This window comes from Aquipuribacter sp. SD81, assembly GCF_037153975.1.
Classification (GTDB): Bacteria; Actinomycetota; Actinomycetes; order Actinomycetales; family JBBAYJ01; genus Aquipuribacter.
The window spans coordinates 1-13857 of sequence record NZ_JBBAYJ010000042.1 but is presented as its reverse complement, the minus strand read 5'-3'; the positions used below and the strand labels follow the sequence as shown (position 1 = coordinate 13857).

The following is a 13857-nucleotide window of genomic DNA, read 5'->3' as shown; positions in this document are numbered from 1 at the left end:
CGGGCGGTCGCGGCGGCCGTCGTGACCGGTGGTCTCGCAGGCCCGGTCGGGCCGGTCGGCGCGCCGGGCGGCGCGACGGGCGGCGGGGCGGGCGACGCCGGCGCCGGTGGCGTCGCCCTGCTGCGGTCCTCCGCCGAGGGCACCGAGGCCGCCGCCCGGCTCGTGCGCGCCGCCGGACGCCTGCTGACCTCGGCCGGCGCGGTCCTGGCCGCGGCCGGTGCGTACCGCGCCCGGGAGGAGGCGCTCCTCGGCGCGGCGCGCGCGGTGCCGCTGACCGGCGGGCTGCTGGCGCGGGGCTGGCTCGGCTGGGCGGCCCCGAGCCCGGCGGCCCGTGTCCTCGCCGGTCACGCGGCCGTGTGGGGAGCCGGGGCCGTGGGCGTCGCGGCCCTGGCCGGTCACCGCGCCGACCCGGTCGCGCTGGGACGGGCCGTGGCCGCGCGTCCGGACGCGGTCGACGTCCTCGTGCGGACGGTCCCGGGAGTGCTCGCCCTCCCCGGGACGGCCGCCACCGCCCGCCTCGTGACGGTCGTGGGCCGGGCGACCGGACTCGTCCGTGACGACGGGGTGCGGGTCACGGCGGTGCGCGAGCCGGTCGGCTGCGGCGTCGACCCCGCGGCGCGCCCTGCGACCGGCGTGGCCGACCTGCTCCGCCGGGGGCAGACGGTCGCCTCGTGGCGCGAGCCCGGACCCGGCGAGCACGACGCGCTGCCTCCGGGTGCGCGCCGGCCCGGGCGCGGGGAGGTCCGCGTCGACCGCGTGACGGGCGCCGACGGCGCGGTCGCGTGGGTCGTCCACGTCCCCGGCACGCAGGAGTGGGACGTCGACGGCCGGGGCTCGCCGATGGACATGGCCGCCAACCTCGCTCTCGTCGGTGGCAGCGGCACCGCCGTGACGGCGGGCGTCACCGAGGCCGTCCGCCGCGCCGGGGTGCGGCCCGGGCAGCCGGTGCTGCTCGTCGGTCACTCGCAGGGCGGGCTGACTGCCGCGCACCTGGCGGGCGACCCGGCCTTCCGCCGGCACGCGAGCGTCACGCACGTCGTCACGGCCGGGTCGCCGCTCACCGGCCGCCCCCCGCCGCCCGGGGTGCAGGTGCTCGCGCTGGAGCACGTCGACGACGTCGTCCCCCGCCTCGACGGGCGCCCGCACCCGGGATACCGCGACCGGCCGGACCGCACGACCGTCACCACGACCGCGCCCGACGGCCCGTGGCGCAGCGACACCGTGCCGGCGCACTCCTCGAGCGCGTACGCCGCCACGGCCGCGGCCGTCGACGCCTCCGACGACGACGCGCTCGTCGCGTACCGGCGCTCGATGGCGCCGTTCCTCGCCCGCGACGGCGCCACGTGCGCGAGCTCGGTCCACGTGCTCGAGCGGGTCCCGGCCGGCCACGAGCGGCCACGAGGTGCCGGGTGACCCGCGACGCGGCGCCGCCTACAGTGCGGGTGTGGCCGACGTCCCCCGCCTGCGCAGCGCCCTCGCGTCCCTGCCGGCGTACCGGCCCGGACGCGCGCCGGCCGGCACCGGAGGACCGTCGTACAAGCTGTCGTCGAACGAGAACCCGTACCCGCCGCTGCCGTCGGTGCTGGACGTGCTGGCTGACGCGGGCCGGCTCGTCAACCGCTACCCCGACATGTTCGCCACCGGGTTGGTCCACGCCGTCGCGGAGCGTCACGGCCTTGCACCCGAGCAGGTGGTGTGCGGCACCGGCAGCGTCGGCGTCCTCGGGCAGGTCGTCCAGGCGACGTGCGAGACCGGCGACGAGGTCGTCTTCGCGTGGCGGTCCTTCGAGGCGTACCCCATCGTCGTGGGGGTCAGCGGCGCCACGGGGGTGCGCGTCCCGCTGGACGGCGCGGGCCGTCACGACCTCGACGCGATGGCTGCCGCGGTCACCGACCGGACGCGCCTCGTCCTGGTCTGCAGCCCGAACAACCCCACGGGCCCGGCGGTGCACGAGGCGGAGCTGCGCCGCTTCCTCGCCGCGGTGCCGCGCGACGTCGTCGTCGTCCTCGACGAGGCGTACACGGAGTTCGTGCGGGACCCCGACGCGGTCACCGGGCCCCCGCTGCTCGCGGAGCGCCCCAACCTCGTCGTGCTGCGGACGTTCTCCAAGGCGTACGGGCTCGCGGCGCTGCGCGTCGGCTACGCCCTGGCCTCGCCGACCGTCGCCGACGCCCTGCGCGTCACGGCCGTGCCCTTCGGCGTCTCCGGGCCGGCGCAGGCGGCGGCCCTCGCGTCGCTGCAGGCCGAGCACGAGCTCCTCGCCCGGGTCGAGGAGCTCGTCGCCGAGCGGACGCGCGTGCGCGACGCCCTCGCCGACGTCGGGTGGAAGGTCCCCGACCCGCAGGGCAACTTCGTGTGGCTCGCGCTCGGCGACCGGACCGCCGAGCTCGTCGAGGCGTGCGAGGCGGTCGGCGTCACCGTGCGTGGCTTCCCCGGCGAGGGTGCCCGCTGCTCCATCGGCGAGGAGGCGGCGAACGACCTGCTCGTCGCCACGGCCGCGCGCTTCGCGGTCTGACGACGGAGCGGGGGCCGGACGGGTGCGGTCACCGAGAGTACGTCCCCGATTCGGGCTAAAGAACCGGGACATGTACGCCGATACCGTCATCGGAGCAGAACCCGGGGTCCCCCGCGACGTCTCGTCGGCGGCCCCGTCCGGCAGCAGGAGGTGAGCGGTGTGGGTGTGAGCCAGGGCGTCTCGTTCGTGGTCGCCACCGTCGCCGTGCTGGCCGTCTCCACCGCCTCGGTCGCCTCGGTCGCGGTCGTGGGCTGGACCCGCTACGCGCCGTCGCAGGACGACGAGGTCGTGGCCGCCGCGCTCCCGGACGAGGACGCCGTCGAGGTGCGCGAGCCCGCGGACGTGCAGCTGCCCCTCTCGCCGGAGCGGGCCCGGATCCTCTCGCTCGTGCAGTCCGGCGAGGGCGAGTTCAGCAGCGAGACCGGCCAGTACGTGCCGCCGACGCCGACGCCGACGCCCACCCCCACGCCCGTGCCGTCGGTCGTGCCGGCCGCCGTGCTCCCGCTGCCCACTCCCACCCCGTCCGTCTCGCTCGACCTGAGCACCGGTCTCGTCGACGCGATCGTCGGCACCCTCCCCGAGCTCGTCGAGGTCGTGGACTCGCCGGAGCCGGTGCCGGGCGACCCGACCGCGTCGCCCACCGGGGTCCCGACCGACGACACGACGACGCTGCCCACCGACGCGCCCACCGACGTGCCCACCGACGTGCCGACCGACGTGCCGTCGGGCACCCCGACCGACGCACCCGCTCCGAGCCCCACCGACGGGCCGTCGGGCACCCCGACCGACGCGCCGTCCGGGCCCGAGGCCCCCACCTCGCAGCCCGAGCCCACCGGTACGCCCACGGCACCCGCCTCGCCGGCCCCGGTGCCGAGCGACGGGCCGAGCGGTCCGCCCCCCAGCGACCGGCCCGCCGCCCCGTCGGCCGCGCCCACCGGGTCCACCTCGCCCGCCACCGCGGCCGGTCACGGCCGGCCCGCTGCCGGGAGCACGCCGTCCGCGAAGCCGTCCACATCGACGACGGCGCCGACGACGAAGCCGACGACGAAGCCGACGGCCAAGGAGTCCGCGAAGCCGACGCCCAAGGCGTCCCCGACGCCGTCGGCCAAGCCGTCGGCCAAGCCGTCGGCCAAGCCGTCCGCCAAGCCGTCCGCCAAGGCGTCCCCGAAGCCGTCGGCCAAGCCGTCGCCCAAGGCGTCCGCGAAGCCGTCCGCCAAGCCGTCCGCCAAGCCGGCGAGCAAGCCGGCGAGCAAGCCGGCGAGCAAGCCGGCGAGCAAGCCGGCGAAGGCCGCGCCCGACACCTCCACGGGCAAGGGCAGCTCCGGCAACGGCAACGGCAAGGGCAGCGGCAAGGACAACGGCACGAGCGACGGCAAGGGCAAGGGCGGCCCGAAGGGCTGAGCCCGCCCCGCCCCGCGCCGGTGGCTGGCTCGCCGACGGGGCATGGGTAAGGTTCGACGTGCCCGGGCCGGGTGCCCAGGCGCCGGTGGTCGCCGCGCACCTGTGCGGCCACCGGATCGGCGAGGTGGGGCGATCCCCCGCCGAGGCGAGGAGGTGCACGTGCCCGACACCGTCGTCGGAACGGCAGGAGGTCCCGACCGGACCTCGCCTGCTGTCCAGCGCACGCAGGAGGACCACCCGAGGGGCACCGGCCCCGACACGATGGTCCAGCTCATCAGCCCCGAGGGGGAGCGGCTCGACCCGCGGGGTGCCGCGGAGGAGTACGCCGCCTACGTCGAGGACGTCACCGACGACGACGTGCGCGGCATGTACCGCGACATGGTCATCGTCCGCCGGTTCGACTCCGAGGCCACCGCGCTGCAGCGGCAGGGCGAGCTCGGCCTGTGGGCGAGCCTGCTCGGCCAGGAGGCCGCGCAGGTCGGCAGCGGCCGCGCGCTGCGCCGGCAGGACTACGTGTACCCCACGTACCGCGAGCACGGTGTGGCGTGGTGCAAGGGCGTACCGCCGAAGACCCTGCTCGGGCTGTACCGCGGCGCGAGCCTGGGCGGCTGGGACCCCGCGGAGCACAACTTCGCCCTCTACACGATCGTCATCGGCTCGCAGTGCCTGCACGCGACCGGGTACGCGATGGGCCTGCAGCGCGACCACGCCGTCGGCACCGGCGAGCCGGACCGCGACGCAGCCGTCGTCGCCTACCTCGGTGACGGCGCCACCAGCCAGGGCGACGTGAGCGAGGCGCTCGTCTTCTCCGCCGTCTACAACGCGCCCGTCGTCTTCTTCTGCCAGAACAACCAGTGGGCGATCTCCGAGCCGAACACCCGGCAGACGCGGGTGCCGCTGTTCCAGCGCTCGTCGGGCTTCGGCATCCCGGGTGTCCGCGTCGACGGCAACGACGTCCTCGCGACCCTCGCGGTCACCCGCGCCATGACCGAGCGGGCCCGCTCCGGTCAGGGGCCCGGCTTCATCGAGGCGTACACGTACCGGATGGGCGCCCACACCACCTCCGACGACCCGACCCGCTACCGGATCGCCGCCGAGGTCGAGGAGTGGAAGCTCAAGGACCCCATCGCGCGGGTCAAGGCGTACCTCGCGCGCTCCGGCGCCGCCGACGAGGCGTGGTTCGCGGAGGTCGACGCGGAGGCCAAGCAGATCGCCACCGAGCTGCGCACCGCCTGCCGCACCATGCCGGACCCCGAGCCCGAGTCGATGTTCGACGACGTCTACGCCGAGCCGCACGCGGTGCTCGACGCGGAGCGCGAGGAGTACCTCGCCTACCGGGCCGGCTTCGCCGACGACTCCGAAGGGGCGAGCGCATGAGCCAGACGAGCCTCGGCAAGGCCATCAACTCCGGCCTGCGGGCGGCCATGGACGACGACCCCAAGGTCGTCCTGCTCGGTGAGGACATCGGCGCGCTCGGCGGCGTGTTCCGGGTGACGGACGGGCTGCAGAAGGACTTCGGCGAGGACCGCGTCATCGACACGCCGCTGGCGGAGTCCGGCATCGTGGGCACGGCGGTCGGGCTCGCCATGCGCGGCTACCGGCCCGTCGTGGAGATCCAGTTCGACGGGTTCGTGTTCCCCGCCTTCGACCAGATCGTCACCCAGGTGGCGAAGATGGGGAACCGCTCGAAGGGCCACGTGCGGCTGCCGATCGTCATCCGGATCCCCTTCGGCGGCGGCATCGGCGCGGTCGAGCACCACTCCGAGAGCCCCGAGTCGTACTTCGTCCACACCGCCGGGCTGCGGGTCGCGAGCCCCGCGACGCCGGAGGACGCGTTCTGGATGGTGCAGCAGGCCATCGCCTGCCCCGACCCGGTCGTGTTCCTCGAGCCCAAGCGCCGCTACTGGGACAAGGGCGAGGTGCCGGACGGCGTGTCGCTCGGCTCGCAGGAGGCGCCGCTGCGCTTCGACGCGGCCCGGGTCGCGCGCGAGGGCCGCGACGCGACCCTGCTGTGCTACGGCCCCATGGTCCGCACCTGCCTGGCCGCCGCGGAGGCCGCCGCGGAGGACGGCACGGCCGAGCTCGAGGTCGTCGACCTGCGCAGCCTGTCGCCGCTGGACCTGCCGACGGTCTACGACTCGGTGCGGCGCACCGGCCGGGCCGTCGTCGTCCACGAGGCGCCGCTCACCCTGGGCCTCGGCGCGGAGCTCGCCGCGCGCATCCAGGAGACGTGCTTCTACCACCTCGAGGCGCCCGTGCTCCGGGTCGGCGGCTTCTCGGCGCCGTACCCCGCGGCGAAGATCGAGGACGAGTACCTGCCCGACCTCGACCGCGTGCTCGACGCCGTCGACCGGGTGCTCGCGCACTGACGCGCGGGCACGACAGAGAGGACTGACGCCGTGAGCGTCCAGACGTCCGGCGGTGCCACCGGCACCGTCGAGCAGTACCGCATGCCCGACGCCGGCGAGGGCCTCACCGAGGCCGAGATCGTGACGTGGCGTGTCGCCGTGGGCGACACCGTCGACGTCAACGACGTCGTCGTCGAGGTCGAGACCGCGAAGTCGCTCGTCGAGCTCCCGTGCCCGTTCGCGGGCGAGGTCGTCGAGCTGCTGGCCGCCGAGGGCGAGACCGTCGCCGTCGGCGCCCCGATCCTCGCCGTCCGCACCGGCGGTGGTGACGGTGGGGGCGCTGGTGCCGGTGGCCCGGCCCCTGGCTCCGCGTCGGACGGTGCGGAGCCCGGTGCCGAGCCAGACGGTTCCGAGCCAGAGGGTTCCGGGACCGACGGTCCGGTGGCCGACGGTTCGGTGGCCGACGGTTCCGGGGCCGACGGTTCCGGGGCCGACGGTGACGTGCCGACCGGTGGCGAGCCGGCGGGCGAGGTCGCGCAGGGCGCCCCAGGCGCCGACGCGCCCGCCCCGCCGCCGGGTGGCGAGCCGGTCGGGCCGAGCGCGCAGACCGCGGCGCACCCCAGCACCCAGGCGGCCGCCGGGGCCGGCCGTCAGGCCGTGCTCGTCGGCTACGGCCCCGCCGCGGGTGCCACCCGTCGCCGTGCCCGCCGCGCCGGCCCGGGTGCAGCGAGCCCCCGGCCGCCGGCCCGGGCCGAGGGCGGCGAGGAGCCGCTCGAGGAGGTCGCCGCGACCGCGGCCGGTCCGGTGCTCGCCAAGCCGCCGGTCCGCAAGCTCGCCAAGGACCTCGGCGTCGACCTCCGCGCGCTGCGCCCGAGCGGCGAGGGTGGTGTCGTGACCCGCGACGACGTGCTCGCCGCCTCGCGCGCGGACCGGCAGCACGCCGCGTCGGGCACGACGGCGGTCACGACGCCCGACCGGGCCGACGCCCCCGACGCCCCCGTCGCGGCCGGCGCCGACGGGACCGTCCGCACGCCCGTCAAGGGCGTCCGCAAGCGCACCGCGGAGGCCATGGTCGCCTCCGCGTTCACCGCGCCGCACGTCACCGAGTGGGTCGAGGTCGACGTCACCGCGTCCGTCGAGCTGCTCGTGCGGCTCAGGGCGGACCGCGCCACCCGCGACCTCCGCCTCAGCCCCTTCACGCTCGTCGCCCGGGCCATGGTGCTGGCGGCCCGCCGCCACCCGGAGGTCAACGCCTCGTGGGACGAGGCCGCGCAGGAGATCGTCCAGCACCCGCACGTCGGGCTCGGCTTCGCCGCGGCGACCGACCGGGGCCTCGTCGTGCCCGTGGTGCGCGACGCCGACTCCCTCGACCTCGCGGGGCTCGCCCGGGCGATCGGTGAGCTCGTCGACACCGCCCGCGCCGGCACCATCCAGCCGGCGCAGATGAGCGGCGGGACGCTCACCGTCACGAACGTCGGCGTCTTCGGCGTCGACGGCGGGACCCCGATCCTGCCCCCCGGGACCGGCCTGATCCTCGCGTGCGGGCAGGTGCGGCGGAAGCCGTGGGTGGTCGGCGCGGGCGAGGACGAGCGGGTCGTCCCGCGCGACGTCATGACGCTCGCGGCGTCCTTCGACCACCGCTTCGTCGACGGCGAGCTGGGCTCGCGCTACCTGGCCGCGGTCGCCCGGCTCGTCTCCGACCCCGCGCAGGCGCTCGTCTGGGGCTGACCCCTCGCACGCGCGGAGGGCGGGTCCCCGGTGGGGACCCGCCCTCCGTCGTACCGGCGGTGCAGGGGCGGTGCAGGGTGGTGCGCGGTGGGGTGCGGGTCGCCCCGCACCCCACCGGGCCTCACAGGGTGTCGGCGAGCTCCTCGATCGCGTCGGCCAGGCCGGCCTCGACGTCGCTGTCACCGACGAGGCCACCGAGCCGCCGCAGGTCGCGGATGCTGTTGGCCTTCGCCTTGGCGGCCTGCGGACCGGTGCTGAAGCGCTCGGCCCGGTCCACCGTCGCGGTGATCTTGTCGGACAGCTCGTCGTCCAGCAGGCCCTGCCGCTCGACCGCGGACTGCCACGCGCGGACCGTCGTGAAGGACGCCGGCCACACGATCTCCTGCTGGTTCTGGACGTTCGTCTCGTCCTCGACCACCGACGCCGCCGCGGCGAGCTCGACGGCGTTGAGCGCGTCGGTCTCCGTCAGCGCCATGCTGTCGAAGCCGCGGGCGATCTCGTTGCCGAAGACCGCGCCGTTGTACCAGTACGACGACCAGTAGCCGCCGGACACGAGCCGGCTCGCGTCGACCGGGCCGCGGTCGATGAAGGCGATCTCGACCGGGTTGGCGCTGTCGGTGAAGTCGAACACCGACGTACCGCCCTGGTACCAGGCCTGGACCATGATGTCGCGGCCGGGGACGGGCACGAGCGAGCCGTTGTGCGCGACGCAGTTCTCCGCCGCCGACTGCACGTTCGGGATCTTGTAGTAGCTCTTGAGGGCCATGTCCGGCGCCTCGTCGGTGCCCTCGATGTCGAAGATCGCGTTCGCGCCCCAGTTGGTCGGGGTGTCGACGACGCCACCGAGGATCGACACGTTCGACGTGGGCGTGCAGCGGGCCGCGCCGCCGCCGCCCCACTCGTCGGTGAAGATGACCTTGTCACCGGCGTTGTTGAACGTCGCCGAGTGCCAGTACGCGAAGTTCGGGTCGACGACCGCGTCGACGCGCACCGGGTTCTCCGGGTCGGAGGTGTCGAGCAGCAGGCCCGCGCCCTGGCAGGCGCCGGCCGTCAGGCCCTTGGCCGGGTAGGACGTGAGGTCGTGGCACGTGACGACCTGCGAGGCCGACTGCCCGCCGGGGGCCTGCAGGCCCTCGGCGACGAGCGGCTGCGGGTTGCTCAGCGGGAAGCTGTTGAGGGCGCCCGAGGCGTGGTCGGCCTCGCACGCGCTGGAGCCGCACGTGGAGAAGATGCGCGCGTTGTCGACCCACTCGGCCGACGCCGGGTCGTCGAGCGGGATCCGGATGACGTCGATGGCGAAGTTCGCCGTGTCCGGGTCGAGCAGCGAGCTGGCGCCGGAGCAGCGGCCGAGCTCGGCGGTGCTGCGGACGCCCGCGGTGCCCGAGCCGTACACGTAGAGGTCGCCGTCCTTCTCGCCCACGATCGTGTGCGTGTGCGAGCCCTTGCAGGTCTGCACCTCGGCGATGTTGACGGGGTTGGTGCGGTCGGAGATGTCGAAGACCCGGATGCCGCGGAACACGTTCTGCGGGTTGGCCGAGCCGCCGGGCAGCTCCGCCGCGGAGGCGCAGCCGACGCGGCCGGACGTCGCCTCGACCGACAGGATCAGCAGGTCGCCGTAGACGGAGATGTCGTTCTGGTTGCCCGGGCAGAACACCGACGTCGCGAGCACCGGCGCGGCCGGGTCGGAGACGTCGTAGATGTTCACGCCGTTGTAGTTGCCGCTGTAGACGTAGTCGCCGGAGAACGCGAGGTCGCTGTTCGTGCCGTTGACGCCGTCGGGCTTGGGCTGCGTGGAGAGCAGGTCGATGCCCTCCGTGACCGTCTCGGCGTCGTACAGACCGGCGCCGAGCCCCTCGCGGGGGTCGGGCTCGGCCACGGAGGCCTGCGCGCTGGGGAGCAGCGTGAGGGTGAGGGCGGCTCCGGCCAGGAGCGAGAGGCCGGCGACGGCACGCCGTCTGCGGGAGGGGGACAGGGCCATGCGGTGTCCTTCGTGACGGACGCACCCGTGCGTCCGGGATCGCGCACTCGTCGTCGGCACCGCCTGGGCGGTTCGGTCGCCTCGTGCCTGGTGAGCGCGACCCTAGGGCGCCCACCGTCCGTTCGGGAAGGGTCGCGGATGATCTCGTCACCACTCGTCACACGGCCGTAACGCGGCCTCGCCCCGCCCACGGCCCGCCCGCCGCGCCGCAGCGCGTGTCACGGCTTCGACGGCCCGTCGCCGCGCCCGACCTCTGCCACCATCGACGAGTGGCACGGCGGGAGGCTGGGCGCGCCGCGGCGGCGCTCGCGTTCCTCGGGTGCCTCACGGCCTGCGGCTCCGGGGCGGCGACGGGTCAGGCCGTCGAGGAGCGCAGCGTGCGGCTGTCGTGCGCCGACGACGCGGTGCAGAGCGCGCAGGTCGCGCTGGAGGAGGGCGCCGGCCTCCCCGACCCGGTCGCCGCCGTCGACGCGGCGCAGGAGGAGGGGTGGCTGCCCGCCGGTGAGGCGGGCCTCGGCGCCGATCAGCGCGGTGTCGTGGTCGCCGGCGGTGTCGTCGTGGCCGAGTTCCTCGTCGAGGACGTCGGCGGCGGGTGGTTCGTCACGAGCGTCGACACGTGCGCGGGGTGACGCCCCGCCCACGGCGGCGCTCAGACGTGGCGCGCCCCCTCCGGTGAGCGACCCGGCTCGCCCGGGCCGGCCGTCCCGCCGGTGACCACGTCGGCCGGCGCCGGCGCGGGGGCGACGGTCGGCCCGACGGCGGGCACCGTCGCGGCCTCGCGCTCCTCGGCCTCGGCGGACCCGGGACCGGCGGTCGCCCGGGCCGCGGCCTCGCGCTCCTCCAGCGCCGACTGCTGCCGGAGCGGCACCTCGGGCATGAGGCTCACGACCACGAGCGCGACGACGGTGACGGCGGCGGCGACCCAGCACAGCAGCTGCATGGCGTCGGCGAAGCCGGCCTGGAAGGGCGCGGCCAGCGCCGGGTCGAGCGCGCTGATGAACGAGGAGTCGTCGAGCACCCCGGTCCCGGCCACGTCGGGCGTGCCGCCGGCCGCGGCGGCCGCCTGCGCGTCCGCGAGCTGCTGGAGGACGGCGGCGTTCGCCGGGTCGGCCTGCACCTGCGGGTCCTGCAGGACCGCCTGGAAGGCGGGGTCGGGCAGCAGGCCGGCGAAGCGCGCGGCGATCCGGTCCCCGACCGTTCCGAAGAGGATCGAGAGGAAGACCGCGGTGCCGAGGGTGCCGCCCATCTGCCGGAAGAACGTCGCCGAGCTCGTCGCGACGCCGATGTCGGTCGCCGGGACGGCGTTCTGCACCGCCAGCACGATCGGCTGCATGTTGCCGCCGAGGCCGAGGCCGAACAGCACCATGACGAGCGACGTCTGCCACAGCGGCGTCGTGGACTCCACCTGGGCGAGCAGCACGAAGGCGACGACGAGCAGCGACGCGCCCACGACGGGGAAGACCTTGTACCGCCCGGTGCGGGAGATGAGCTGCCCGGACGTGATCGAGCCGGCCATGATCCCGAGGGTGAGCGGGAGCAGCGACAGGCCCGCGACCGTCGGGCTCTGACCCTTGACGATCTGCAGGTAGAGCGGCAGCGACGCGAGCCCACCGAACATCGCCATGCCGATGACGAGGCCCGACAGCGAGCCGAAGGTGAAGGTCGGGATGCGGAAGAGCCGCAGCGGCAGGAGCGCGTCGTCGCCCATCCGCCGCTCCGCCCACAGGAAGCCTGCGATGCCGAGCACGCCGACGGCCGCGAGGGACAGCGACGCGGCCGACGTCCAGCCCCACACCCGGCCCTGCTCGGCCAGCAGGAGCAGCGGCACGACGCCCAGGGCGAGCAGCAGCGCGCCGGGCCAGTCGATGCGGTGCGGGCGACGGCGGTGGGGGATGTGGAGGACCCGGACCACGACGGCGAGCGCGATCGCGCCGATCGGCACGTTGATGAGGAACACCCAGCGCCATCCGGTGATGCCGAGGAGGCTGTCCGCGCCGGCGAAGAAGCCGCCGACGACGGGCCCGAGCACGCTCGCGGTGCCGAACACCGCGAGGAAGAAGCCCTGGTACCGGGCGCGCTCACGCGGCGGGACGATGTCGCCGACGATCGCGAGCGCGAGGGAGAACAGGCCGCCGGCGCCGAGCCCCTGGACGGCGCGGAAGAGCGCGAGCTCCACCATCGAGTTCGCGAAGGAGCACAGCAGGGAACCGGCCATGAAGACGCTGATCGCGGTGAGGAACAGCGGCTTGCGGCCGTAGAGGTCGCTGAGCTTGCCGTACAGCGGCGTCGTGATGGTCGCGGTGATGAGGTACGCCGCCGTCGACCAGGCCTGCAGCGACAGACCCTGCAGGTCGTCGGCGATGGTGCGGATGGCCGTCGCGACGATGGTCTGGTCGAGCGCGGCGAGGAACATGCCCGCGATGAGGCCGCCGAAGATCGCGTAGATCTGCCGCTGGCTGAGCGTGGGCGCGGGGCTCGTGGTGGGGGAGGTCACCTGGTCTCCTGCAGGGACGGGGCGCCGTCGCGCCACACGTGGGAGGGGGGGTCGCCCTCGGCGAGGACGTCGTTGAAGCGGGTGAGGGCGGCGGCGAAGGCGTCGACCTCGTCGGCCGACCAGTCCTCGAGCGCCCAGGCGATGAGCCGGTTGCGCAGCGCGCGCGTCTCCTCGAACGCCGTGCGCCCGAGCGCACTGGCCTGCACGAGCCCGGCGCGGCCGTCCGCCGGGTCCGGGACCCGCTCGACGTGGCCGGTCCGCTCGAGCGCGGCCACGTGCCGCGAGGTGGTGGACGGGTCGAGCCCGAGGTGCTCGGCGAGCACGGACACGCGCGCCGGCCCCCCGCTGACGAGGTGGTAGAGCACGGCGAGGCCGGAGCCCTCCAGCCCGTGGCCGCCCGCGGCGAGCACGCGGCTGCGGACGGCCTCGGTCGACTTGCGGAGGCGGACGAGCTGCAGGCCGACGGCGTCCGGGCCGCGGAGGGCGTCGGGTCGCGGGTCGGTCACCCGTAAACTGTATGCACCATGCAACTAGTTGGCAAGCCCGTCTCCCGGCCGGCGCACCGTCGCCCGCCGAGCCGGCCGCCGGAGCGGACGACGTACCGTGGTGTCGTGCCGACCCGTCCGCGTGTCCTGCCCTTCCTCGCCGCCACGCTGCTGGCCGGAGGGGTCGTCCTCGCCTCGGCGCCCGCGGCCTCGGCCCACGCGCAGTTCCTCGGGTCGGACCCGGAGGAGGGCAGCACGGTCGACGCGCTGCCGGCCGTCGTCGTCATGACGTACGACGAGGACATCTCCCCCCAGTTCGTCGACACGGCCGTCATCCCGCCCGGGGGCGAGCCGGTCGTCGTCGAGGCGACCGTCGACGGCGTCGACGTGTCCGTCCCGGTGGCCGACGACCCGGCGCTCGCCGACCTCGTCGACGACCCGGCGGCGGCCGGGGAGTGGCAGGTCGTCGCCCGCGTCGTGAGCGTCGACGGGCACCCCGTGGAGCACACGAGCGACTTCGTCCTGCCGGAGTCCGCGATCGCCGCCGCCCCGGCTCCTAAGCCGTCCCCCGGGTCGTCCGACGCCGCGTCGGAGGCGCCGGCCGCGCCGGTGGAGACGCCCGACCCGTCCGCCGTCGAGGTCGAGGCGACGGCCGCCCCCACCGAGGAGCCGCAGGTGGAGCCGACCGACGACACGGCCTCGACCGCGGTGACGGAGGCCACCGAGCCGCTCGCGGGCACGGAGGAGGGGCTGCCCCGCTGGGCCGCCGCTCTCACCGGCGTCGCGATCATCGGCGCGGCGGCGACGGCCGGCGTCCTCGCCTGGCGGCGCCGGTCGGCCGGCGGCGGTCCGACGGGCACGTGAGCACGACGCCCGCCCGCGCCCCGGCCGCCGCGTCGGCGGGCGCC

The 13857-nt window shown here is 75.7% G+C and carries 10 protein-coding genes and 1 pseudogene; 8 read left to right on the top strand and 3 right to left on the bottom strand.

Features of this window, described 5'->3' with window-relative positions; genetic code table 11:
• From WAA21_RS17180 to WAA21_RS17155, 6 genes and pseudogenes are all read left to right on the top strand, one after another.
• Positions 1-1413, top strand: a pseudogene (locus WAA21_RS17180) (hypothetical protein); the annotation flags it as partial.
• Between the two features lie 31 nt (positions 1414-1444).
• The gene (locus tag WAA21_RS17175) at positions 1445-2515 is read left to right on the top strand and encodes a histidinol-phosphate transaminase (protein ID WP_336924074.1); all 1071 of its coding nucleotides are present in this window, start codon (positions 1445-1447) and stop codon (positions 2513-2515) included.
• Positions 2516-2680: 165 nt separating this feature from the next.
• Positions 2681-3916 carry a hypothetical protein gene (locus WAA21_RS17170; protein WP_336924073.1) on the top strand — a complete coding sequence of 412 codons (1236 nt, stop codon included), beginning with the start codon at positions 2681-2683 and terminating at the stop codon, positions 3914-3916.
• Between the two features lie 159 nt (positions 3917-4075).
• A complete protein-coding gene (gene pdhA / locus WAA21_RS17165) occupies positions 4076-5293 on the top strand; it encodes a pyruvate dehydrogenase (acetyl-transferring) E1 component subunit alpha (RefSeq protein WP_336924072.1) in 1218 nt (405 codons plus the stop codon).
• Positions 5290-6285, top strand: coding sequence for an alpha-ketoacid dehydrogenase subunit beta (locus tag WAA21_RS17160; RefSeq protein ID WP_336924071.1), 996 nt, complete (start codon positions 5290-5292; stop codon positions 6283-6285). Before pdhA ends, WAA21_RS17160 begins: the two co-directional genes overlap by 4 nt.
• Positions 6286-6315: 30 nt before the next feature.
• Positions 6316-7992, top strand: coding sequence for a dihydrolipoamide acetyltransferase family protein (locus WAA21_RS17155; RefSeq protein ID WP_336924070.1), 1677 nt, complete (start codon positions 6316-6318; stop codon positions 7990-7992).
• A 121-nt stretch (positions 7993-8113) separates the two neighbouring features.
• Here WAA21_RS17155 and WAA21_RS17150 read toward each other — a convergent pair whose 3' ends face one another.
• Positions 8114-9970: an LVIVD repeat-containing protein gene (locus tag WAA21_RS17150; RefSeq protein ID WP_336924069.1), complete on the bottom strand. Its 1857-nt coding sequence runs from the start codon at positions 9968-9970 to the stop codon at positions 8114-8116.
• Between the two features lie 269 nt (positions 9971-10239).
• On the opposite strand from WAA21_RS17150, the gene WAA21_RS17145 reads away from it, so the two are divergent.
• The gene (locus WAA21_RS17145) at positions 10240-10599 is read left to right on the top strand and encodes a hypothetical protein (protein ID WP_336924068.1); all 360 of its coding nucleotides are present in this window, start codon (positions 10240-10242) and stop codon (positions 10597-10599) included.
• A 20-nt stretch (positions 10600-10619) separates the two neighbouring features.
• Here the strand turns inward: WAA21_RS17145 and WAA21_RS17140 are convergent, their stop codons facing one another.
• Positions 10620-12464, bottom strand: a complete 1845-nt coding sequence (locus WAA21_RS17140; protein ID WP_336924067.1) for an MDR family MFS transporter — start codon at positions 12462-12464, stop codon at positions 10620-10622.
• The gene (locus WAA21_RS17135) at positions 12461-12970 is read right to left on the bottom strand and encodes a MarR family winged helix-turn-helix transcriptional regulator (RefSeq protein WP_336924066.1); all 510 of its coding nucleotides are present in this window, start codon (positions 12968-12970) and stop codon (positions 12461-12463) included. Before WAA21_RS17135 ends, WAA21_RS17140 begins: the two co-directional genes overlap by 4 nt.
• Before the next feature lie 105 nt (positions 12971-13075).
• Here WAA21_RS17135 and WAA21_RS17130 point away from each other — a divergent pair, with 105 nt between their 5' ends.
• A complete protein-coding gene (locus WAA21_RS17130) occupies positions 13076-13813 on the top strand; it encodes a copper resistance CopC family protein (RefSeq protein ID WP_336924065.1) in 738 nt (245 codons plus the stop codon).
• The last annotated feature ends 44 nt before the right edge of the window (positions 13814-13857 follow it).